Genomic DNA, 22,818 nt, shown 5'->3' on the forward strand with positions numbered 1-22,818 from the left:
TCACGCTCTTTTGGAGACGCGAACCTCAAAAAGGGCTGCGCGGTGGCAGCTCTGCAGATCAGGTTCATACGCGATGTGAGGCAAGAACTGGCGCAGGACGTTCGGACTGATTGACGATCCGGCGTCTGCGTCGCGGCCACATCGGGCTGCACATGTCTGTGTGGAAGGCTCTCTGTGGGCGGTACGGAGGAGTCGATAGTGGTTATCGACGATGCTGCGAGGCCCGATCAGGAGACGTCCTTATAATCGGGGGGAGATTATAGCGATGAAACGGGCAGAAATGATCCAGAAAAAATGACTTTTATTCGCCTTTCGGTCAGATGCTGAGCATATGCCGGGCGGTAATCGCACGTGACCGGGAAGTCACACGCGCACTGGCAGGGAGTGGGCGCTGCAGCCAGCACAGGTTTGCCTCGTGGACTTCGACCCAGCCCTGACCGCAAGGCGCTTCAGCGCAGTGCTTGAACGCCAGGCAGATGCCGTGGGTGTCCAGACGGGCATAGTGGCGATGACGGCGGCGCAGCGAGAACAACGACCAAAGAAAGTCCATGGCAGGACTCCTTGCTGGAGAGTTGAAAAAAGTATGGTCGCCAGGCATGACACCGCTGTGACGTTGCGATTGCGCAATTGTGTTCGTTTCGACCGCGGGAGCGTTCCTGCTGGCTGGAACCGCCGCGATGGCACTTTGTCGTATGTTTACCCTAGTGAGCGGCCTTGGGAGGTCGCTATACTGCGGCACATTTTGTGCCTTGGCCCATGGAGAAATGAGCATGTTGCGTCGCGTTCTGTTCGGTTTGCTTGCCGCTGGCAGTCTGACCCTGGCGGGCTGTGCCCACAGCCCGCAATCCCTCACCCCGGAACCCAAGCTGAACGCTCAACTGGCCCCGGTCGGTCACGGTCAGCAAGTGGTCGTGCGCGTGGTTGACGGCCGTCAGTCGCAGACGCTGGGCACGCGCGGTGGTCTGTACCCGGAAACCAGTTCGATCACCGTCAACGGCCAGCAGTTGCTGCCGCAGTTGCAGGCTCAGGCTGAAGCGGGCGTGCGGTTGCTGGGCTTCACGCCTGTGCAGAATGGTAGCGGTCCGCAACTGACCGTCACCCTGGCCGACCTGAAGTATCAATCGCCAAAAGAAGGCCTGTACGTCACCGAAGCCAACATCAGCTCGACATTCCGCGCTGACGTTCAGAACGCCGGCCGTAACTACAGCGGTCGTTACGCGGCCTCGCTGGACCAACGTTTTGGCATGGCGCCAAACGAGGAGACCAACACCAAGCTGATCAGCGACGTACTCAGTGACGCCCTGACCCGCCTGTTCCAGGATCAGACCATTGGCCGCACCCTCGGGCAGTAAACTCAACGCCTGACCCTGATGTGCAAAAAGCCCCGGTTTCGCGAGAAGCCGGGGCTTTTGTGTATTCAGTGGGGTCGTTCGGTATTTCAGGCTCAGGAGGCTCAAGCGGCCTGATAGAAGTTCAGAAAACTGAACCCGGTCTGTAGATCCACTTCCGGCAGATCGTTGTGCGCATGGCCGCCGAGCGCGCAGTACACCAGCCAATGCCTGTCCTGGACGTTGAACGCCAGTGCGTCGATCAATGCTTCCTGTTCGTCGCTGGGGGCGATGAGGTAAAGGCGGTCCTGGTTGTGGGCGTGCAGCATGACGCTCTCCGTGGCGGTGGGTCGGTTTGAGGTCCCACACAGTGCCCGGTTCAGGTGACGTTAAGGTGACAGCGACTAGTGTGAGCGGCAGGTCCAAACCGAGTCTGCGGCGCCTTCAATGCGGCGCCATCGAGGCACCATGTCGCTCATCCATCACGCCCCCGGTCTCGCCATCAACCTCTGCGCCTTGCTTGCGGCCGGCCCCGGCATCTGGCTGCTGCAGACCACCCGCACCCGCGAGCAGCGGGAGATGGCCCACTTGCACCACCTCACCGAACAAGCCCCGATCGACGAACCCATGCACCTGATGGACGTGCCCACCATTCGCATGATCCGTCTTAGCTACCGGTTCGGCACCGCGTGCCTGGCGTTCGCGCTGCTGTTGTCGTGGGTAAGCACGAAGCTTTGATGGCTTAAAAAGCCAGTGTTACCCGCGCATTCAACGTCTGATCCGACGCATCGCTGCTCACCTGCCCGTTGTAGCTAAGCCCGACGCTCAGCGTGTCGCTCAAGCCCAGATCGACACCCGCGCCGAGCACTGCTGCGTTGCGGGCAATCGGTGCGCCGGAGAGTTCGAAGGTGTCGCCGCTGCTGAAGGCCGCGCGGCTCTCTGGTGTAACGTCGCCGTAGGCCCGACGCCAGCCCAGTGTCGCGTTGGGTTTGATCGCGATGCTACCCGCATTCAGGCGAGTGGCGGCACGCAGGCCGAGGGTGCTGAAGGTGATGTGGTTGTCCTGAGACTTGTTATCCAGCCTGATCGCGTTGCTGTTCTCATCGAAGGCATCGGTGTCCAGTCGCACATGGGCGAGGTTGGCGAAGGGTTCCAGCTGCGCATTGCCCAGCTCGATGGCGTAACCCAGTTCGCCAAACACCTGATTGGTCGCTGCGTTGTAATCTTCCTTGAAGCGCTCGGAGGCACCTGGCACCTCCAGCGTGCGCTTGGCCGTCAGTTCGTGCCAGGTGCGTACCGCGCCAAGACGCAGACCCAGTGGCCCCCACTTGGCACCGGCATAGACGCCCAGATGGTAGTTGTCGCTGTCAGTGGAGCCGGACGCATGGCGCAGATCGAAACTGCTGTTGCTGAAACCGGCCAGCGCACCCACGCGCCAGGTATCGTCGAGCGGCACGTCAGCGCCAAACAGCACGCCGCTGGTGTGCGTGTCGAGGCCCGACACATCATCGGTGCTGTCGGTTTTGCCGGTCGCACCGATGGCTTGAGTCCATACCACGCCACGGGAATCGTCACCGGCGAGGGTTTGCGTCGTGCTGCCAAGTGCCGGTGCCGACTGCGCTTGCTGCAAGCGGTCATTGACGGCGTTGCGCACCAGGCGGCTGTCTTCGATCAGCGCCGACTGGGTCGACGCATGCAGCTCGTTGGACAGCGCCTTGAACGTGGCTTGTGCGGTCGAGGCGTCGTCTTGCACGACCTGACGCCAGAGCGCGTTGCCGGCCCCGGCGCTGTCTAGCCCTTGAGCGACGGCTCTGGCGTTGCGAGTCGTTGCCAGGCTGGCGAAGGTTTGCGCGTTACGATCCAGTGTCAGCCCCACATCGGTCGCCGTGTAATTCAGCGTCGGGGTGAGGAAGACGAAGTTGGTTTGTACGTTGGCAAACGCACCGCTGACGCCCCCGGCTGCCGACAGAATCGGATAACGACTCGCGGCCAGCCAGTTACCGCCTTCAACCAGCGAAAGCGTGCTGTTGTTGAGGGTTGCACGGCCGCTGGCGACGATACGGTCGGCATTGCCGTTGGCGTCGGATTCGACCTGGTAGACCGAGCCCTGAGCAAGGTTTACATCGCCGTTGACGTTCAGTTGCCCGACCGAATTACCCGGGGCCACCACGCCGCCCTGGGCGACATTGATGCCGCCGACGGTGCCATTGCCCCCCAGCGTTGCGCCTTGCTGGACGCTGACAATGGAGTTGCCCAGGTTGCCATTGACCGCCAGCCGGCCCGCTTGCACCGTCGTTGCGCCGGACAGGCTGTTGTTGCCGGTCAGGTTCAGCGAGCCGACCCCACGTTTGATCAACGCACCGTTGCCCGTGAGGGTGTTGGCGAGGCTGTCGTTGGTCGACTGATCGACGACCAGCGTCGCGTTGTCGGTGATCGTCCCGCTGCCGAAGGCTTGGGCATGGCCCGTCAGCACGCCACCGTTGATCACGGTGCCGCCCGAGTAACTGTTGTTGCCGGTCAGCATCAGATTGCCGCTGCCGTTCTTGATCAGCGCGCCGCTGCCGCTGATGTCGTTGCGCCAGGCGTCGATGGCGTTATAGCCGCCGAGGCTGGCGTCCATGTTGACTGTCACGTTGGAATTGAACGCCGCATATCCATCGCCTGCTGCGTACAGATTCAAGCGGCCATAGCCCCCCGACTGATCGATCACCGCGTAGCCGGACGAAATCTCGGTGGTCGCCAGAATTTCGCGGCGCTGACTGGCGTCCAGGTACGGGAAGCGGGTTTCCAGCAACACTTCGGCGTTGGTCGGTACTACGGCGGCCAGGTTGGTCGGCCCGACCGGATCGAAGCCGTAGGTCATGCGCGAGGTGAAAAGCGCCTTGTCCTGAGCGTGTTGAGACGTGCGATCGGTCGCCGGGTCGATGCTCGCCATGCAGTTGTTGACGTCACCGCCGCACTGCGCCGTGAAATAGGTCAGTGCCTGTGCGCGAGCATCGGCACGCAGTTGGACGTTGGCCGGGTTGGAGAGGTTGTCGATGGCGAAATAGGTCGCGGTGATGCGCCCGCCCATCACGTCGAACGGCGAATGCATGCCGGCTTCAATGCGATTGTCGCCGATTTCCGAGGCGCGCAGCATCAACTCGCTGAAACGCTCGGGAATGGCATAGGCCAGTGCGTATGAAGACAGGTACGCGGCGTTGGTATGGCCGCTGGGGAAACCCGAGTCGCTGGCCGGCGTTGTGCTTTCTGCCGGGCGCAGGGAGGGCGCAACTACGAAGGCAAGGCTCTGGCCGTCCAGACTTTGCCGCCAGGGTCGCGGATACAAATAGTGGGATTTGGCGGGCGTGGTCGAGGCATCGTTGCGTACCGCGCCGACCAGATCGACGACTTTGCCCAGCGCCGAAGACGAGTTACCCGCGCCATTGCCTTTGTCGTCGTACTTGACGGTTTTGTTGCTGTCGTCGAATTGCGTGATGGTCGTGAAGGCGCCAGCACCTGTCTTGTAGGCAGCGCTCAACGAGCCGAGGCCGCTGATGGCGCTGTAGCTCTGGTCACGTCGATCGTCGAAGTAGGCGGCTGTTTCCTGGGCGAGGGTGCGAGTGTTGGCGCGGTCGACCACGATTTGCAGGTTGCGCCGTAGCAGACTCTGACCCAGGGCGGTCGGTGTACCCGTGTCCCAGGTCGCGCCGGTCGTCCATAGGGTGTCGAATCCGGAAAGCAGGTCGACGCCATTGATGGTGTCGTCTCCCGCACGGCTCGCGGCCTGAACCGACACGGCGAGCAATGAAAGTACCAGGGAAGACACCATGACATGGGCAACCGGTTTGCTGGATCGCATAGCGTACGCCTTCACTCGTTTGGATAGGCGACGACCTTAGCGAGCAAGTCTTACGCTTGAGTGTGTCGGCGGTGACACATTTGTGAAGGCCCGTATCGGCCCCGGCGGAGGCGCTCAACGAAAAACGGCGCCTTGAGGGCACCGTTATTCGTGAAAGGGAAGGGGGCTTTAAAGCGGCAAGCCCGCCTTTACGCGGTACTGATTGCGCACCGGCATGGCGTATTGCTGAATCAGAAACGGACGGTGCTCGGCAGGGCAGCCATTGAGTCGGCGCTGCCATTCCTCTTGAGCGCGTTCCAGTTCGTCTGCCGGGAACACTTGAGCCGCGTTCGGCACCTGGAGCGCCGGCTCGGCGTCGGCCCACTGCGCGTACGCCAGGTAGTGCACCGGAAACAGACGATAGCCGCCGAGGATCTGCCGGTCCATTTCAATGGCCAGCAGTTTGGTGTCCTCAAACAGCTCGGTGATCGGCGGGGCGAAGTTGACGTGGACGCGGCCTTTATAACCGGTGATCCCCAGCGCAATGCTGACATCGTCCTCGCCCGGCACTTTGGTGTAACTGCCAGTGGTGGCGCGGATGTACAGCTCCCGCGCCTTGGCGTGATCGCACGGGTCGTACTCGTAGCTGATCGACACCGGGGTCAGGTTCAACGACTGGATGACTTCGCCGAACGGCTCGTCCTTGCGGCTCATGTGGAACATCTTGAGGATGGCCGATTCGGTGCGGTCGTCGCCGTCTTTGGCGCGGCCTTCAGCCTGAGCGATCCAGATCGACTGGCAGTCATTGCGAATGGAGTGATTGATGTACGCCGACAGCAACTGGTACGCCGCCATCTTCTCGCGCCGCCCGGTGATCGAGCGATGCACGATGAAGCTCTTGTTCAGGCGCATCAGATCGCTGACGAAGGGCTTTTGCAGCAGGTTGTCGCCAATGGCGATGCGCGGTGTTGGCAAGCCTGCGTGATAGACGGCGTAATTGACGAATGCCGGGTCCATCACGATGTCGCGGTGGTTGGCCAGAAACAGGTACGCAGTCCCTGACTTGAACTGCTCGACGCCGGTGTAGGTCACACCGTCAGTGGCGCGTTCGATGGTGTGATCGACGTAATGCTCGACCTTGTCCTGCAGGGCCGCGACGGTGTCGATGCCGGCGAACTGGCGACGCAGCTTGCGCGCGATGGCCGGTTGCAGGATCCAGCCGAGGGAGCCGGCCAGGCGCGGAAATCGGAAATGCGTGAGGATCGCGAGGAACGCCTTGTCACCCAGCAGCCGATCAAGTACGGCTTTTACTTCGGTGTCGTCGTACGGTCGGATGGCATCGAATTCGCCCATCATGCTCTCTTGTCGGAAACGGCTAAGGTAAAAGGAGGTCAAGTCCGGATGCAGCAGCGAGTCACGACACCACAGGCGTAATGCCTGGGCGGCGACCGCGCAACAAGGCGGCTTCGCTGAAGATGTCGACTCAGGCTGATGCCCGGATGCTGAGAAATAAAGCTCGACCCGCAAACAAGTCGGCGATTATACGCAAAACTGGGCCCGGAGACTGCGATGCAGGAAATACAGGATTACGACTGCCCTTATTGCGGCGAACCGGTGGAGGCGGTGCTGGATCTGTCCGGCGGCGATCAGACCTACATTGAAGATTGCCCCGTCTGCTGCCGGCCGATCGTCTTCAGTCTGCAGACTGATGGGGAAGAGTGGACGCTGGACGTCCGCAGCGAGAACGAGTGATGCGCAAGATTTACGAGCCTGAACACCTGATGGAAGGCGAGCTGTTGCAGGCCATGCTTGCCAGTGAAGGCATCGAGTCCCACATCACCGGGCGTCATCTGCTGGGCGCCGTTGGGGATTTGCCAGCGTTCGGGTTGCTGGGCCTGACGGTCGGTGACGACCAGGCCGAGCAGGCGCGTCAGTTGATCACCGAGTACAATGCCGCCTTTCCGCTGCCCGGTGACGAGCCGGACAGCTACCCCGATGTGTTGCTGTGCTGAATCCCGGTCGCGCGCGCCTCATTCGCTTTCATAAAGAGTTGTGCTGAACCCATGTGTGGACGTTATGCGCTGTTTCGCTGGTCGCCTGCCTTTGCGGCCCTGCCCGGATTTCCGAGCGACCAGCAAGCGCAGTGGAATATTTCTCCTGCGGCCTCTGTCTTGATGGTCCGGGCGGCGCCGGCCGAGGTAGAGGAGGGCGCAGAGCCTGGGCGCGAGGTGGCGAGGGCGCGCTGGGGGCTGACGCCACCCTGGCTGACCGACATGTCGCGCACACCGGCCCATGCCCGCGCTGAAACCGTGGCCGAGCAGCCGATGTTCAAGCAGGCCTTTCGTGAGCGACGCTGCCTGCTGCCGGCCAACGGTTTTTATGAATGGCGTGGCAGCGTGCGCAAGCGGCCATTCTGGCTGACGCCGGCCGAAGGATCGACGCTGTACTTTGCGGCGATCTGGGAAGCCTATCCCGTTGAAGGCCACACCTATTTGAGCGTTGCCGTGGTCACGCAGTCCGCCATGAACCAGCGTCGACCGTTGATTCTCGACGAAGAAGGGCAGCGCGCCTGGCTTGATCCGGATTGCCCGCTGATCACCTTGCAAGCGCTGCTCGCCGCCCCGCAGACGCAGCTGCGCGAACGGCCGCTGGCCAATCTGGTGAATGATCCGAAGCTCAACGCGCCGGAATGCCTGACGCCGTTGTAGCACTGTCTCTTGCGGTATGAACCGCGATCCCGTTATTTCTTTCCTGTTACACAGGCTCGTTTTCCTGAGCCATTTCACAAGGCAGACGGCTGGCATCTGGTGCTCGGCCTGCGTATTGCCTAGGATGGCGCGATTGTTTCAATGGAGATACGAAATGCGCAGGATTTTTGCTCTTTGTGGCGTGACGGCAGCTTTGCTGGTTGCTGGGTGTCAGGCGGTCAATACCACCACCGGCGATTCGGTGGGTGTCGAACGCAAGCAATACATGTTCAGCATGCTGTCGACGGACGAAGTCAACAAGATGTACGCCCAGTCCTATCAGCAGACGGTCAGCGAAGCCACATCCAAAGGCGTGCTCGATAACGGCAGCGCCGAGGGCAAGCGCGTCCAGGCCATCGCCAAGCGTCTGATCGCACAGGCGCCGAAATTGCGGCCCGATGCGGCGCAGTGGCAGTGGGACGTGAACCTGATCAAGAGCGACGAACTGAATGCCAACTGCGGTCCTGGCGGCAAGATCATCGTGTACAGCGGCCTGATCGATACGCTGAAGCTCAGCGATGACGAACTGGCGGCGGTCATGGGCCACGAAATCGCCCATGCCTTGCGCGAACACGGCCGTGAAGCCATGTCCAAGGCCTATGGCGTGCAGATGGCGAAGCAGGGCGCCGGTGCATTGTTGGGGCTGGGGCAGGACAGTCTGGCGTTGGCCGACACCGTCGTCGATTACAGCCTGACGCTGCCGAACAGCCGGGCCAATGAAAACGAAGCAGATTTACTGGGCCTCGAACTCGCGGCTCGTGCCGGTTACAACCCGAACGCCGCGATCACGCTGTGGCAGAAGATGGAAGCCCAAGGCGGCGCGTCGCAGCCGGAATTCATGAGCACCCACCCGGCCTCGTCCAACCGGATCGCCTCGTTGCAGGCGGCGATTCCGAAGGTGATGCCGTTGTATCAGCAGGCGCCGAAGGGCTGATCATCGCATTGACCTTGTAGGCGTGAGCTTGCTCGCGCCTACAAGGTTTCTGGCGGCCTACACCCAGCCGCTGATCTGCATGGCCTTGTACACCGCAACGATCGCCAGAATGAAGAACGCCCCCGCTGCCAGACGACGAATCAGCGTCAGTGGCAGTTTTTCCGCAGCGAAATTCCCCGCCAGCACCACCGGCACATTGGCCAGCAGCATGCCCAGCGTTGTGCCCAGGATCACCAGCCACAGGCTTGGGTATTGAGCCGCCAGCATGACGGTCGCGATCTGCGTCTTGTCGCCGATTTCTGCGATGAAGAACGCAATCAGCGTGGTCAGGAAGGGGCCGAACTTGCGACTGGTACTGGCTTCGTCGTCGTCGAGCTTGTCCGGAACCAGCGTCCACAGCGCCGTGGCGGTAAAGCTGGCGGCAAGGATCCAGTGCAGGACGGCGTCCGACAGGTAGCTGCTGAACCATGCGCCAACGGCACCGGCTGCGGCGTGGTTGGCCAGCGTGGCGGCGACAATCCCGGCAATGATAGGCCAGGGCTTGCGGAAGCGAGCGGCGAGAACGAGTGCGAGGAGTTGGGTCTTGTCACCGATTTCAGCCAGTGCGACGACAGCGGTGGGGACCAACAGGGATTCCAGCATCAGGGTTTTCCTAAGGGGCGGGTCAACACGGCTATGACACGTACAACCTCCCCGCCCCGGGTCAGGATGTTCGTGTCATAGGTCTTGTCAAACCACCGATCCGTCTGAGCGGATCTGGGGTCGCACGCACCATGGTCTGAGGACCAAGTATGTTGATGCGTGCCGGACGAGCATGGCGCTCGTGGGAGACTACTCCCCTAGGACGGTGCGGATTCTGCCTACACGTCTCGTGTTCGGCAAGCGCTAATTATCACGCACGTTTCGCACGGTAAATCCGGAAACCCTGACCCTCGGCCATGATCGCGCACGGCCCCAGATGCGCCTCGATGATCGGCTGATAGCGCAGGAAGCTATTGGCAACCAAGCGCAGTTCGCCGCCTTTTCTCAGATGTTCTCGTGCTTTTTTCAGCAGGTTCTCGGTCGCGGCGTAATCGGTATGGACGCCTGTATGGAACGGCGGATTGGTCAGGATCACGTCCAGGTCGTTCGGCGCGGCGTCGATTCCATTGCCCGTCAGCACGTCGGCCTCGAGGCCATTGGCAGCCAGGGTCATGCGGCTGCTGGCGGTGGCGAACGCATCGACATCCAGCATCGTCACACTCGTTTCGGGGTAACGGCGTTTCACTGCTGCACCGAGAACGCCCGCGCCACAGCCGAAGTCGAGCAAATGGCCGGCGGGAAGCCGGTCAATGTTTTCCAGCAACAGGGCCGAACCCCGGTCCAGACGACCGTGGCTGAACACGCCCGGCAAACTCACCACTTTCAACGCGCCGCCTTCGATTTCAATGTCGAAACGTTTGGCCAGGCTTTCGAGCTCAACGGCTTGCGGAGGCGTTTGCACCGTGACTTGCCAGAGCTGGCAATGCCGGGCGCTGTCCAGCTTGCGGGTTCGCCCGAAAGGGCTCAGCTGGCGGGCGGCGGCTTCGATGCCACCGCGTTTTTCGCCCACCAGAAACAGCTCACGTCCGGCCAGACGCGAAGCGAGCGCGTTGATGAGGTAATCGGCGAGGTCGCGGGCCTTGGGCAAAAACAGGACGGCGGCTTCAAAGGGTTGAGCCGGCGCTTCGGTGCCGAAGTGCACACGCTCGGGAAACCGCGTACCGAGCGTGTCGAAGTCGCCAGCGTGCCAGCTCCAGCCGCGTGCGTTGGGCAGCGTGTTCAGCAGGTCGTCGGCGGGGAGGCCGGTCAGCAGCAAGGAGCCCTGAAACAAATCGGCCTGCCGGAGTAACACTTCACTGCGCGGGTCCATCATCGGCTCCTCGAAAAAAGGGCGAAGTTTAACAGGCCTGCCACGCCGCGCACGTGCCCTGTGCAGCGGATCGGCGGGCCTGCGAAGCGCCAGGTGTCAGCTCACAACCCGGACCGGTGCGCCTGCATAAAATGCCAAAGCGTTTTCGTTGATCTGGCCGACGATGCGCTGCCGCGCTTCCTGGCTGCCCCATGCGCTATGGGGCGTGATGATCAATCGCGGAATATCGCCCGACAGCAGCGGGTTGCCATTCACCGGGGGCTCTACCGTCAGCACGTCGGTGGCCGCGCCGCCAAGATGGCCATTGCGCAGGGCATCGGCCAGTGCCTGCTCGTTGATCAAGCCGCCGCGCGCCGTGTTGACGATGAAGGCTTTGGGCTTGAGCAAGCTCAGCTCGTGGGCGCCGATCATGTCCCGGGTATGGTCGTTGAGCGGGCAGTGCAGGGTGAGGGCATCGACCTGGGGCAGCAGCTCATGCAGTGGCACGCGATCAGGGCGGGCAGGACGACCGGGAATCTGACCCGACAGCACGCGCATGCCGAAAGCTTCGGCCAGCTTCGCGACCGCGCCGCCCAACTCGCCATGACCCAACAACCCCAGCGTCTTGCCTTCCAGCTCGACGATGGGGAAGTCCAGCAAGCAAAACTGCTTCGATTTTTGCCACTGGCCGTGCTGGATTGCTTGTTGATAGTCAGGCAGGCGGGTGGCCATCGCCAGCAGCAGCATCAGCGTGTGCTGGGCCACGGAAGGCGTGCCATAGCCCTGGCAATTGCTGACCACCACGCCGTGTTTGCGCGCGGCGTCGAGGTCGACGTTGTTGACGCCGGTGGCCGTCACCAGTACCAGTTTCAGGTTAGGACAGGCGGCGAACGTGGCGGCATCGATCATGATCTTGTTGGAAATCGCCACATCCGCGTCCTTCAAACGCTCGGCTACCTGATCGGTTGTGGTACTGCCATGCAGCACCAGTTCGCTGAAGGTTTCACGCCACGGCGCGAGGTCGAGATCCCCCAGATCCAGAGAGGTGTGATCCAGGAAAACTGCTCGGCGTTGACTGGGCATCAGCTGTACCTTTTGCTCGATGGGTAGGAGGGGTAATGTGACGAGCCTACCAGAGCCTGCCGCTCGCCATAACGCCTGGAGAACTTCAATGTACTGGCCCGAATTCTTAACCGTTGCGCTGATTCACCTGCTGGCCGTCGCCAGCCCCGGTCCGGACTTCGCCGTCGTCGTGCGCGAAAGCGTGACCCACGGTCGTAAGGCCGGGACTTACACAGCGATGGGCGTAGGCACCGCGATCTTCCTGCACGTCGGCTATTCGCTGCTGGGGATTGGCTTGATCGTTTCGCAGTCCATCGTCCTGTTCAATGCCTTGAAATGGGCGGCAGCGGCTTACCTGATTTACATCGGCATCAAAGCACTGCGCGCCAAACCTGCAAGCGCATCGGATGCGCCCGTGGACATCGCCAAAGGCGAGCGCACCGCGCGCGGCGCCTTCACGGCCGGGTTCGTCACCAACGGGCTGAACCCCAAGGCGACGCTATTTTTCCTGTCGCTGTTCACCGTCGTGATCAACCCGCACACGCCGATGCTGGTTCAGGCCGGCTACGGGGTTTACCTGGCATTCGCGACCGGCGCATGGTTTTGCCTGGTGGCACGCCTGTTCAGCCAGCCTCGGATTCGCGCGGGCTTTGCGCGGATGGGGCATTGGTTTGATCGGGCGATGGGTGGCGTGCTTGTTGCGCTTGGTTTGAAGCTGGCGTTGACGGAGATGCATTGATGTTTGGTTTGCTTTTTTCAAGTTGGTGCGTGAAAGCACATGATTGCTGTTGAGGGGCTTGTCGAAGAGCAACTTGAGAAATTCAACGGCTCCGTACTTAACGCAGGAGATAATGGCTAGTGAGACTTTCTCATCCTCAAAAGCTTTTGGATCTCGATACCTTTTTGCCTTCAGATGGTGAAGATGATGTTGAGATGTCTTGGGTCGATAACTCGCTCACACTTAACATCTATTACGATCCGGAGCTTCCCGGTATCGTGCGGGCAAAAAAAGCCTTTGTCTTTTTGTCGCCTAGCTATTTCGTAAAGACACCGTTCCCTGGGCATAGCTTTTTTAGTTGCCCTGACGACCGGGATTTATCGTTGCTGAGCTGTTTGGTGGAGTACAAAAGCTCAGAAATGCTGGATATCGCGAATAAGCCCCCCGGCTTGCCTAGATACCGGCATTTTCGGGTATACCTACACTCTGTAGGGGCAGCGCTTCACATCGTTGCACAGTCATATGAAGTTATTGACTAGTTTTTAAAGGAAGCCATTCCGCAGGGACTTTATCGATTAGCCATACTTCGTTTTCGGCTTTATAAAACGTGAAGCCCATTTCATGCATTCGAAGGGCTTCAATTTTCAGAACAACTGCTTTGCCATAGCGAAGTCCTACGGAATGGGCAGTCTCCGGGCTTTCCGACAAGTGCACATGATGACGCGCTCCCGGACTTAGCCCTTTCTCATAGATTGATTCCAGAAATCGGGTGGCTGTCCCATGGTAGAGAAATTTGGGCGGTATCATTTGCGCGTGTTGAAGATTTACTGTGCGAGTTGAATGACCTTGCGCTGCCCGAATATGCTGTTTGTTTTCGGAAATAATGAATCTTTTTTTCTCGCTTTCATTGACCACCTTTTCCAACAGATCCCGATCAAGAACGCGCTCATTTCTTGCGGCGCACAGGATGAGCAGATCAATATCGGCCCATCCATCTGAATCCAGCTCCAAGCCGATGGCCTCCGGCTCATGCCTTAGAACATAGCTTAAAAATTTGCTGGTTTCGTCAAGTATCTTTTTGTCCACACCTATCTCTCATAGTGGTCAGCACTGAACGTGAAAGCTAAAGCTTCACCTGAAGAAAATCAATCCTGACCTATGTCGCATCGTCATTTAGCGACGTTGGAACACTCTTGAGCTGTTAAGCATCCCAATGAGACCTTACTTACTGATCTCGGCTGCACCGAAAAAATTCTTTATATAGGTCTAGGGTTTCTTAGGCCACGTCGGGATTTTTAGGCACCTCAGACCAACAATTCATCCCTTCGGCTGATCCGATCGACGCACCAAGCCCCTACAGTGCATATTTACAAGCCCGCACCTGCACCGTGAAAAGGGAGTCCTATGCTGCACACCCGTGTGATTCCGCCCGCCGAAGGGGCGTACCAGTACCCTCTGTTGATCAAGCGACTGCTGCTGTCAGGCGTGCGCTACGAAAAAAACCGTGAGATCGTTTACCGGGACCATTCGCGCTATTCGTATCAGATGCTCAACGAGCGCATCTGCAGGCTGGCCGGTGCGTTGACGGCGGCGGGGGTCAAGGCGGGTGACTCCGTCGCGGTGATGGACTGGGACAGCCATCGTTACCTGGAGTGCATGTTCGCGATCCCGATGATTGGCGCGGTAATCCACACCATCAACGTCCGGCTTTCGCCCGAGCAGATTCTGTTCACCATGAACCACGCCGAAGACAAGGTCGTGCTGGTCAACAGTGAGTTCGTGCCCCTCTATAACGCCATCGCCGGGCAACTGACGACGGTCGAAAAAACACTGTTACTGACCGACACCGATGGCGCTACCGCCGACCTGCCCAACCTCGTCGGCGAGTACGAAGCGCTGTTGGCTGCGGCGAGTCCGCACTATCAGTTCGAGGATTTCGACGAAAACTCGGTGGCGACCACCTTCTACACCACCGGCACGACGGGCAACCCCAAGGGTGTGTATTTCACCCATCGCCAGCTGGTGCTGCACACCCTGGCCGTCGCGACGATCATGGGCAGCGTCGAAGGCATTCTCGGTGGCGACAAGGTTTACATGCCGATCACGCCTATGTTCCACGTGCATGCGTGGGGCGTGCCCTATGCCGCGACCATGCTCGGCGCGAAACAGGTGTATCCCGGCCGCTACGACCCTGAATTGCTGGTGGCGCTCTGGCAGAAGGAGAAGGTCACGTTTTCCCACTGTGTGCCCACCATCATGCAAATGGTCCTCAACGCCAAAGCCGCCCAGAACATGGATTTTACCGGCTGGCACATCATCATCGGCGGCAGTTCGCTCAATCGTTCGCTGTACGAGGCGGCCAAAGCCAAGGGCATTCAGCTGTCTGCGGCCTACGGCATGTCCGAGACCGGGCCGCTGGTGTCGGTTGCGCACTTGAACGACGACCTGATGGCGGCCAGTGAAGACGAACGCACCACGTACCGAATCAAGGCCGGCGCGCCCGGCGTGCTGGTTGAGGCGGCGATTGTCGATGGCGAGGGCAATTTCCTGCCTTCCGACGGCGAGACCCAGGGTGAACTAGTCCTGCGGGCACCGTGGCTAAGTGAGGGTTATTACCGCGAGCCGGAAAAGGGCGCCGAACTGTGGGCCGGCGGCTGGCTGCACACCGGCGACGTGGCGACGCTGGACAGCATGGGCGGGATCGACATTCGCGACCGCATCAAGGACGTCATCAAGACCGGCGGCGAATGGGTGTCTTCGCTGCAACTGGAGGATCTCTGCAGTCGTCATCCCGGTGTCCGTGAAGCGGCTGTCGTCGGCATCGCTGATCCGCAGTGGGGCGAGCGCCCGTTTGCGCTGCTGGTCGCACGCGAAGGTCACGTTCTTGATGCAAAGACTTTGAAGGATCATCTCAAGCCGTTTGTGGAGCAGGGGCACATTAACAAATGGGCTATCCCCAGCCAGATCGCCCTTGTTACCGAAATTCCCAAGACCAGTGTCGGCAAGCTCGACAAGAAGCAGATCCGCCAGAACATCCTCGAATGGCAGGGCAGTAACAGCGCTTTTCTCTCCACGCTCTGACGCTTTTCTTCGCGGCCGCTTTCATCGGTTAATTACCCTGAGAATGTGCCGCGAAGGCTCTACTCCGGCGTCTTCCTTGCCAACTCTCTTTTTTCAGCCATGCTCCCCTGCGTTGTGATTTGCCACTCTGGAGTCGGCGTGCCAGAGGCGTTGGCGCTGTAAATCACACTTTAGAGGGATCAGGCAGCAGCACCTGCTGGCTATAGTCGGCAGTAGGTAGGTACCGGAGTAAAGGCGCACTGATCGTTTGGCAGTTGTTTGGCTGCCCGATCGGCGTTGACACCCAGGCACTGCGGCCCGGCCGCCTGAGTCGTTTCCGGAAGCACCCACTGCCATAAAAATAAAAGCACATGGAGTAGCGTCGATGACATCAGCTAACCAGTTCTGGCGCCGGGCTAAATTGCCCCTGGCCGTCAGCCTCGCTTCCACGCTCGCCGGCCCTGCATTCGGCGTCAGTTTCAATATCGGAGAAATCGAAGGCAACTTCGACTCGTCGCTCTCTGTGGGTGCAAGCTGGTCCACACAGAATGCCAACAAGAACCTGATCGGCTCCAACAACGGCGGTCACGGTCTTTCGCAAACCTCTGACGACGGTCACTTGAACTTCAAAAGCGGTGAAACGTTTTCGAAGATCTTCAAGGGCATCCACGATCTTGAACTGAAGTACGGCGACACCGGTGTGTTCCTGCGGGGCAAATACTGGTACGACTTCGAGCTCAAGGACGAAAGCCGCGACTTCAAGGACATCAGCGATTCGGGCCGCAAGGAAGGCGCCAAATCCTCAGGTTTCGAGCTGCTCGACGCATTCGTCTATCACAACTATTCCATTGCCGATGAGCCGGGTTCGGTGCGTCTGGGCAAACAAGTCGTCAGTTGGGGTGAAAGCACCTTCATACAGGGCGGCATCAACAGCATCAACCCGGTCGACGTGTCCGCATTCCGTCGCCCTGGCTCGGAAATCAAGGAAGGCCTGATTCCGGTCAACATGTTCTACCTGTCGCAAAGCCTGACCGAAAACCTGTCGGCAGAAGGCTTTTACCAGCTGGAATGGGACCAGACCGTCGTCGACAACTGCGGCACCTTCTTCTCGCAACCGGACGTCATCGCCGACGGCTGCAACAGCAATCTCGCCGTACTGCGTACCCGCAACAGCCTCAATGCGGCTCTGCCTGCCGCATTACGCGGCCCCGTCCAGAACACGCTCGCTGCGCGCGGTGTGAGCTTCGGCAACCCGGACGAGGGCGCGGTGGTTGCTCGCGGCCCTGATCGCGATGCCCGGGACAGTGGCCAGTATGGCCTGGCGATGCACTACAACTTCGAGCCGCTGGACACCGAGTTCGGCGCCTATTACATGAACTACCACAGCCGTCTGCCGATCTTCAGCGGCAAGGGCGGGCCGGCCAGCGCCTACAGCGCAGCGGGTCTGGTGGGCGGTCTGGCGGCCAATGGCGTTCCCCGGGGCGTTGCGGCAGCTCTCGCGCCGACACTGTTGCCCGTCGTGGTCGCCGGCAACTCCAGCTACTACGTCGAATACCCGGAAGACATTCACCTGTTCGGCCTGAGCTTCTCTACCACCTTGCCCACCGGCACGGCGTGGAGCGGCGAAGTCAGCTATCGCCCGAACGCACCGGTGCAGTTGAACACCACCGACATTCTGTATTCCGGCCTGTCGCCGCTGAATTCGAACGTGTCGCTGCTGCAGGGCGCGCCCGGCCAGGACCAGAAAGGCTATCGCCGCAAGGAAATCAGCCAGGCGCAAACGACCTTCACGCACTTCTTCGATCAGGTCATGGGCGCCGAGCGTCTGACCGTGGTGGGTGAGGTGGGCTGGACCCACGTTGGCGGTCTGGAAAGCACATCGAAACTGCGTTATGGCCGCGACCCGAGCTACGGCCCTGGCCCGCTCCCGAATGGTCAATGCCAGACCCTCAACGCCAGCACCCTGGGCACTGCGGCGCAGAATAACCTCAGCCGTTACTGCGAAAACGATGGCTTCACCACCGCCGATTCCTGGGGTTACCGTGCGCGCGCCATCTGGGATTACAACAACGTGTTCGCCGGTGTGAACCTGCGTCCGAGCGTGGCCTGGTCCCACGACGTCGACGGCTACTCGCCGGGCCCTGGCGGCAACTTCGAGGAGGGTCGCAAGGCCGTGAGTCTGGGCCTCGACGCCGAGTACCAGAACACCTACACCGCCAACCTTTCCTACACCAACTTCTTCGACGGCAAGTACACCACCGTGGACGACCGCGACTTCGTAGCGCTCAGCTTCGGCATGAACTTCTAAGGACAATAATGAAAATGAAAATCACGAAGGGTCTGTTGCAGGTGGGCGTGTTGGGGCTGTCGTTGCTGGCGACCAGCGTGATGGCTGCGGTGTCCGACGCCGAGGCCGCCAAGCTGGGCACCACGCTGACGCCGATGGGCGCAGAAAAAGCCGGCAACGCTGCCAATACCATTCCGGCCTGGAGCCCGATGCCGACCAATGCCGGCGCTGTGGACGACAAAGGTTTCCTGGCCAACCCGTACGCCAACGAAAAACCGCAGTTCACCATCACTGCGCAGAACGTGGATCAGTACAAGGACAAGCTTGCCCCGGGGCAGTACGCGATGTTCAAGCGGTACCCGGACACTTACAAAATGCCGGTTTACCCGTCCCACCGTGGCGCGACCGTGCCCGCTGACGTGTTCGCCGCCATCAAGAAGAACGCCACCAACACCAAGCTGGTGGGCGGCGGCAACGGCCTGGAGAATTTCGAAACTGCGGTGCCGTTCCCGATTCCGAAGGACGGGCTTGAGGTGATCTGGAACCACATCACCCGTTATCGCGGCGGAAGCGTCTCGCGCCTGGTCACTCAGGCCACGCCACAAACCAACGGCTCGTTCAACCCGGTGTATTTCCACGACGAGTTCGTCTTCCGCGACAAGATGAAGGATTTCGATCCGAAGAATCCAGGGAACATCCTGTTCTACTTCAAGCAGGAAGTGACGGCGCCGGCGCGTCTGGCAGGCTCGGTGCTGCTGGTGCACGAAACCCTCGATCAGGTCAAAGAGCCGCGTGCGGCGTGGGTCTACAACGCTGGACAGCGTCGCGTACGCCGTGCGCCGCAAGTGTCTTATGACGGGCCGGGCACCGCCGCCGACGGCCTGCGCACCTCCGACAACCTCGACATGTTCAACGGCGCGCCAGACCGCTACGACTGGAAGCTGATTGGCAAACAGGAAATGTACATCGCGTCTGACAGTTACAAGCTTGACGATCCGAAGTTGAAATACGCCGACATCATCAAGGCCGGCCACATCAATCAGGACCTGGCGCGTTATGAACTGCGTCGCGTCTGGCACGTGACCGCCACGCTGAAAGAAGGCCAGCGTCATATCTACGCCAAACGTGACTTCTTCATCGACGAAGACACCTGGCAGGCTGCGGTCATCGATCACTACGACGGTCGTGGCCAGCTGTGGCGCGTGGCCGAAGCCCACGCCGAAAACTACTACGACAAACAAGTGCCGTGGTACGCCCTCGAAGCCCTGTACGACCTGCAATCAGGCCGCTACCTGGCGCTGGGCATGAAGAACGAAGAGAAGAGGGCTTACGACTTCGGCTTCACCGCCACTGCCAGTGACTTCTCGCCCAATGCGCTGCGCCAGGATGGTGTGCGCTAACGGCTGACCGGATAAGCGGAGAGCGTGCAACGTTGATCACAGCTACAGCGCACTGAAGTCCTCCGCTGTTGCACCCTATGGCTGAACCCCATGGCGCAGAAAGGAAACAACCCGAGTGGTCGGGGTGTTTTTTTTCGTCTGGATTCAACGCCTCTCCCACGCTTCCGGCTCATCCGCACCGCCGATTAAACGTCGGCGGACGAGCAAACATGTACCTCCCCAGACATATAAACCAACATTCGCCCTGTTGATTGGATATGTTTTCTTACAGTCTTTCGTCTAACAATGTCCAAAAGGCTACACATAGCCGCTAGTCTCCCGACATCTGAACGCCGAACAACAAGCACTCCAACAAGAGCCGGCCATGACTGATCTGTCGCGTTTGCAAGGATTCGCAAATCACGCCGTAACTGCGTTGGAAGGCCGTTTCTTCCGTCCGCCCCTGCCTGAAGGTTATGTATCGAGACCTCGATTGTGCGAGCGGCTGAGTGCGGGTCTTTCCGGGCGTCTCTTGTTGATCAGCGCGCCGGCCGGTTTCGGCAAAAGCTCACTGGCGGTGGAGTTCTGCGAAAGCCTGCCCGATCAGTGGCAGAACCTCTGGCTGGGGCTGAGCCACCGGGACAGCGACCCGGGCCGGTTTCTCGAACGTCTTCTCTGCGGTCTCCAGCAATTCTTTCCTCAGCTCGGCGGCCAGGCGCTCGGCCTTCTGAAGATGCGTCAGCGTCACCAGCCCTTTGCCTTCGAAGAGTGGCTGGACAGTCTGCTGGACGAACTAGCGATGCACCTGATGTTGAGCAAGCCGCTGTTGCTGGTGCTCGACGACTATCACCTGGTGCAGGGGCCGGTGCTGGATCGCTGCCTGCAATTTCTCCTCAATCATCTGCCCGCGGGCATGAACATCATGGTCACCAGCCGCCAGAGGCCGAACTGGCACCTCGCGCGGCTGCGGTTGTCCCATCAATTGCTGGAATTGTCCGAGCAGGATCTGCGCCTGACCGACGACGAGTCGCTGGCGGTGCTGGACACGCAGCGCAATGGCTTGAGCGATGAAGCACTGCACGCCTTGCTGCAACGCAGTGAGGGTTGGGTGGCCGGCCTGCGATTCTGGCTGCTGGCGGCCAGCGAGGCGGGCAGTAATGCGCTGACCCAGGGGGTCAACGGCGGGGAAGGGCTGATCCGTGATTACCTTCTTGAAGAGGTCATCGACTGCCTGCCGGCCGACGTTCAGGCCTTTCTTTATGAAACCGCCTGTCTGGAGCGTTTCAGCGGTGCCCTGTGTAACGCCGCGCGCGACAGCCACGACAGCGACGAAATGCTCGGGTACCTGCAGGCGCATCAGGTGTTTCTGGTCCCGCTGGATGAGCATGGTCGCTGGTTTCGCTATCACCATTTGTTCTCTGATCTGCTGCGCGCACGGGCCGGGCCCGGTGTCACGCCGCAACAACGGCGTGTGCATCTGAATGCCTGCCGCTGGTTTAGCGACCAGGGCCTGCTCGACGAAGCCATTGAGCAGGCGTTGCGTGCGGGGCACCTGGATGTGGCGGCCAATCTGGTGCAGAACCTGTCCGAAGAACAGCTGCTCGCCGAGCAAAACGTCGGCATGCTGTTGCGCTGGAAAATGGACTTGCCCGACAGCCTGCTGGTCAGCACCCCGCGTTTGATCGTGCTGTACGCCTGGGCGCTGGGCCTGGCGTGTCAGCTGGACGCGGCCGAGGAATTGGGCAATCACCTCAGTCGATTTCTGCCGGCGCCTTCCGCGACCGCGCAAAATTCGATGCTGGCGCAGTGGCTGGCGCTGAGCGGGATCATCGCCCGAGGCCGCGGCGACAGTGAAACGGCCCGGCGCTATTGCAGCGAAGCGTTGGTCAGTCTGCCCCTCAAGCGTTATGGCCAGCGTTTGCTGTGCCTGTCGACCCTGGCGAATCTGGCCATCGCCGATGGAGACTTATGGCGCGCCCGGGCGCTGAACCGTGACGCCCTGGAGTTGGCGCAGCGGGTGGCCAATCCATTGTTCGAAGCGCTGGCGCACTACGACCGCGCCCGCACGTTGCAGGCCCGTGGCGAGACCCTTCGCTCGATGGAGGAAGTGCGTCAGGGCTTGCGGCGTTTGAAGGGTCTGTCTTCCCAAAAGCTGTACGCGGTGCGTGCGCGGCTGACGTTGTACGAAGGGTATTTGCTGGTGCAGTTTCTTCAACCGGAGGCAGGGCGTGAGCGCCTGAATGCCGGGCTGGCCGAGGCGCGCGCCTGCCGTGACATCAGCGTACTGATCGGCCACTGCGTGATTGCCGGAATGGAAGGACGCGAAGGGCGCTACGCCGAAGCCTTCGCCGAACTGGCCGAGGCCGAGCGGCTGATGCACATCTGGGACGTGCCGCCGGTGTATTACCTGGCAATGATCACCCTCGCCAAATGCGAGCTGTGGCTGGCCCAGGGCCGCATCGACCTGGCTGACGCCTGGCTGCTGCGACTGGGGCAGACCTATGGCGGCAACCAACCCGCCGCCGCCCCCGAATGCTCGCCGCAACTGCCTCAGCAGATCGAAACCCTGCGGGCGGTCCTTGACCACATTCAGGGCCGCACCGAAGAGGCGATGGCGCGGCTGCACAGCCTGGTTGAGTATGCCCAGCGGATCGGCGCAGGGCTGATGGGCCTCAACGCGCTGAGTCAGCACATCCTGTTGTTGCTTGACACATCACGTGGGCCCGAAGCCGATGAGCTCTTTCTACAAAGCCTTCAGCTCGCCACGGGCGGTGCGGTTCTGCCCTTCCAGCGCCTGATCCGTGGTCATCCAGACTGGCTGCGTGAGCAACTGCATAAACGACCCTCATGCCGGCTGGTCGATTACCTGCTTCAGCAACTCCCTGAAGCGGCGCCCGACCAGGGACTGCCTTGCCTGCGCGTCACCAGTGAGCCGCCCGTCTGCAACGGCGGCGACCACCTCAGCGCCCGCGAACTCAGCGTGCTGCAGCTGATCGCCCAAGGTTGCTCCAATCAGGAGATCAGCGAGCGCTTGTTCATTTCCCTGCACACCGTCAAAACCCACGCCAGCCACATCAACGGCAAGCTGGGCGTCGAGCGACGGACTCAAGCCGTTGCTCGGGCGCAAGAGCTTGGATTACTGGGCTGACCGATCGGTAATTTAATGCCGATTTCTTTCAAAAAATATTCATTTTAGGCATTTAATTGCCTTTTCAGCGCTTCAGCCCCAATGGTTAGGCATTAAATTGCCGAGCAGCATTCCATGCAGCTGACCCTCCGACTTTACCTGTCGGGACAATGGCACGATGCGATGCGTCTGCTATGAACGACGAAATACGCCAGCGCGGCATCATCCTTGACGAGCTTCGGAGTCAGTTGTTGGACGGGACCGTTTCGATGGGCGCTGCCGTCAAACGGCTGAGGACCGAGATCACAGGATTGCGCCAGGAGCAGTTCGCGAGCATGTGCAAAATCTCGCTGCGCACATTGCGCCAGATCGAGCAGGACGAGGGGAATCCGACGGTGCAGACCCTCAACGCCGTGTTCAGACCTTTCGGCATGCAGGTCGGCATTATTTCTTTGCGCCGCAGGCCGGCGGGAACCAGTCTCTAAG

The 22,818-nt window shown here is 60.5% G+C and carries 21 protein-coding genes and 1 riboswitch; of the genes, 13 read left to right on the forward strand and 8 right to left on the reverse strand.

What is annotated here, in order from left to right; translation table 11 throughout:
- Positions 1–316: 316 nt before the first annotated feature.
- Positions 317–550, reverse strand: a complete 234-nt coding sequence (locus EC919_RS05280; protein ID WP_133771917.1) for a hypothetical protein — start codon at positions 548–550, stop codon at positions 317–319.
- A 220-nt stretch (positions 551–770) separates the two neighbouring features.
- Here EC919_RS05280 and EC919_RS05285 point away from each other — a divergent pair, with 220 nt between their 5' ends.
- Positions 771–1,352 (forward strand): YajG family lipoprotein, encoded by a 582-nt coding sequence (locus tag EC919_RS05285; RefSeq protein WP_037018301.1) that lies wholly within the window; start codon positions 771–773, stop codon positions 1,350–1,352.
- Between the two features lie 101 nt (positions 1,353–1,453).
- Here EC919_RS05285 and EC919_RS05290 read toward each other — a convergent pair whose 3' ends face one another.
- Complete coding sequence (locus tag EC919_RS05290; RefSeq protein ID WP_133771919.1) at positions 1,454–1,657, reverse strand: hypothetical protein; 204 nt, start codon at positions 1,655–1,657, stop codon at positions 1,454–1,456.
- Positions 1,658–1,796: 139 nt separating this feature from the next.
- Between EC919_RS05290 and EC919_RS05295 the strand changes: the two genes are divergently transcribed.
- The gene (locus tag EC919_RS05295) at positions 1,797–2,066 is read left to right on the forward strand and encodes a hypothetical protein (protein ID WP_133771921.1); all 270 of its coding nucleotides are present in this window, start codon (positions 1,797–1,799) and stop codon (positions 2,064–2,066) included.
- Between the two features lie 4 nt (positions 2,067–2,070).
- On the opposite strand, the gene EC919_RS05300 is transcribed toward EC919_RS05295, so the two are convergent.
- Together EC919_RS05300 and EC919_RS05305 are read right to left on the reverse strand one after the other, a co-directional pair.
- Positions 2,071–5,169, reverse strand: a complete 3,099-nt coding sequence (locus EC919_RS05300; protein ID WP_133771924.1) for an autotransporter domain-containing protein — start codon at positions 5,167–5,169, stop codon at positions 2,071–2,073.
- A gap of 168 nt (positions 5,170–5,337) precedes the next feature.
- Positions 5,338–6,501: a 1-acyl-sn-glycerol-3-phosphate acyltransferase gene (locus tag EC919_RS05305; protein ID WP_208294950.1), complete on the reverse strand. Its 1,164-nt coding sequence runs from the start codon at positions 6,499–6,501 to the stop codon at positions 5,338–5,340.
- Between the two features lie 216 nt (positions 6,502–6,717).
- On the opposite strand from EC919_RS05305, the gene EC919_RS05310 reads away from it, so the two are divergent.
- The 4 genes from EC919_RS05310 to EC919_RS05325 all read left to right on the forward strand — a co-directional run bounded on the left by EC919_RS05310 (position 6,718) and on the right by EC919_RS05325 (position 8,829).
- A complete protein-coding gene (locus tag EC919_RS05310) occupies positions 6,718–6,900 on the forward strand; it encodes a CPXCG motif-containing cysteine-rich protein (RefSeq protein ID WP_133771928.1) in 183 nt (60 codons plus the stop codon).
- Positions 6,900–7,160, forward strand: coding sequence for a DUF2007 domain-containing protein (locus EC919_RS05315; protein ID WP_133771930.1), 261 nt, complete (start codon positions 6,900–6,902; stop codon positions 7,158–7,160). Before EC919_RS05310 ends, EC919_RS05315 begins: the two co-directional genes overlap by 1 nt.
- Before the next feature lie 51 nt (positions 7,161–7,211).
- Positions 7,212–7,856 carry an SOS response-associated peptidase gene (locus tag EC919_RS05320; protein ID WP_133771932.1) on the forward strand — a complete coding sequence of 215 codons (645 nt, stop codon included), beginning with the start codon at positions 7,212–7,214 and terminating at the stop codon, positions 7,854–7,856.
- A 154-nt stretch (positions 7,857–8,010) separates the two neighbouring features.
- Positions 8,011–8,829 carry a M48 family metallopeptidase gene (locus EC919_RS05325; RefSeq protein WP_133771934.1) on the forward strand — a complete coding sequence of 273 codons (819 nt, stop codon included), beginning with the start codon at positions 8,011–8,013 and terminating at the stop codon, positions 8,827–8,829.
- A gap of 57 nt (positions 8,830–8,886) precedes the next feature.
- Here the strand turns inward: EC919_RS05325 and EC919_RS05330 are convergent, their stop codons facing one another.
- From EC919_RS05330 to EC919_RS05340, 3 genes are all read right to left on the reverse strand, one after another.
- Complete coding sequence (locus tag EC919_RS05330) at positions 8,887–9,471, reverse strand: TMEM165/GDT1 family protein (protein ID WP_074884042.1); 585 nt, start codon at positions 9,469–9,471, stop codon at positions 8,887–8,889.
- A gap of 89 nt (positions 9,472–9,560) precedes the next feature.
- A riboswitch (yybP-ykoY riboswitch) is annotated at positions 9,561–9,681 on the reverse strand.
- Between the two features lie 40 nt (positions 9,682–9,721).
- Positions 9,722–10,720, reverse strand: a complete 999-nt coding sequence (locus tag EC919_RS05335; protein ID WP_133771936.1) for a class I SAM-dependent methyltransferase — start codon at positions 10,718–10,720, stop codon at positions 9,722–9,724.
- Positions 10,721–10,816: 96 nt separating this feature from the next.
- A complete protein-coding gene (locus tag EC919_RS05340; protein WP_133771938.1) occupies positions 10,817–11,782 on the reverse strand; it encodes a 2-hydroxyacid dehydrogenase in 966 nt (321 codons plus the stop codon).
- An 88-nt stretch (positions 11,783–11,870) separates the two neighbouring features.
- Here EC919_RS05340 and EC919_RS05345 point away from each other — a divergent pair, with 88 nt between their 5' ends.
- Both EC919_RS05345 and EC919_RS05350 read left to right on the forward strand, forming a co-directional pair.
- Complete coding sequence (locus EC919_RS05345; RefSeq protein WP_133771940.1) at positions 11,871–12,500, forward strand: LysE family translocator; 630 nt, start codon at positions 11,871–11,873, stop codon at positions 12,498–12,500.
- A 119-nt stretch (positions 12,501–12,619) separates the two neighbouring features.
- Positions 12,620–13,018 carry a hypothetical protein gene (locus EC919_RS05350; protein ID WP_133771942.1) on the forward strand — a complete coding sequence of 133 codons (399 nt, stop codon included), beginning with the start codon at positions 12,620–12,622 and terminating at the stop codon, positions 13,016–13,018.
- Here EC919_RS05350 and EC919_RS05355 read toward each other — a convergent pair.
- Positions 13,008–13,565 (reverse strand): RNA 2'-phosphotransferase, encoded by a 558-nt coding sequence (locus EC919_RS05355; RefSeq protein ID WP_133771944.1) that lies wholly within the window; start codon positions 13,563–13,565, stop codon positions 13,008–13,010. The genes EC919_RS05350 and EC919_RS05355 overlap by 11 nt on opposite strands.
- Positions 13,566–13,883: 318 nt before the next feature.
- On the opposite strand from EC919_RS05355, the gene EC919_RS05360 reads away from it, so the two are divergent.
- From EC919_RS05360 to EC919_RS05380, 5 genes are all read left to right on the forward strand, one after another.
- Positions 13,884–15,560: a fatty acid--CoA ligase gene (locus EC919_RS05360; protein ID WP_133771946.1), complete on the forward strand. Its 1,677-nt coding sequence runs from the start codon at positions 13,884–13,886 to the stop codon at positions 15,558–15,560.
- 364 nt (positions 15,561–15,924) lie between these two features.
- Complete coding sequence (locus EC919_RS05365; protein ID WP_133771948.1) at positions 15,925–17,847, forward strand: DUF1302 domain-containing protein; 1,923 nt, start codon at positions 15,925–15,927, stop codon at positions 17,845–17,847.
- 14 nt (positions 17,848–17,861) lie between these two features.
- Positions 17,862–19,226, forward strand: coding sequence for a DUF1329 domain-containing protein (locus EC919_RS05370; protein ID WP_166650492.1), 1,365 nt, complete (start codon positions 17,862–17,864; stop codon positions 19,224–19,226).
- A gap of 364 nt (positions 19,227–19,590) precedes the next feature.
- Positions 19,591–22,353: a LuxR C-terminal-related transcriptional regulator gene (locus EC919_RS05375; RefSeq protein ID WP_133771952.1), complete on the forward strand. Its 2,763-nt coding sequence runs from the start codon at positions 19,591–19,593 to the stop codon at positions 22,351–22,353.
- Positions 22,354–22,526: 173 nt separating this feature from the next.
- The gene (locus EC919_RS05380) at positions 22,527–22,817 is read left to right on the forward strand and encodes a helix-turn-helix domain-containing protein (RefSeq protein WP_133771955.1); all 291 of its coding nucleotides are present in this window, start codon (positions 22,527–22,529) and stop codon (positions 22,815–22,817) included.
- Position 22,818 lies beyond the last annotated feature (1 nt).

The sequence above is a fragment of the Pseudomonas graminis genome, assembly GCF_004364335.1.
Taxonomy (GTDB): domain Bacteria; phylum Pseudomonadota; class Gammaproteobacteria; order Pseudomonadales; family Pseudomonadaceae; genus Aquipseudomonas; species Aquipseudomonas graminis_D.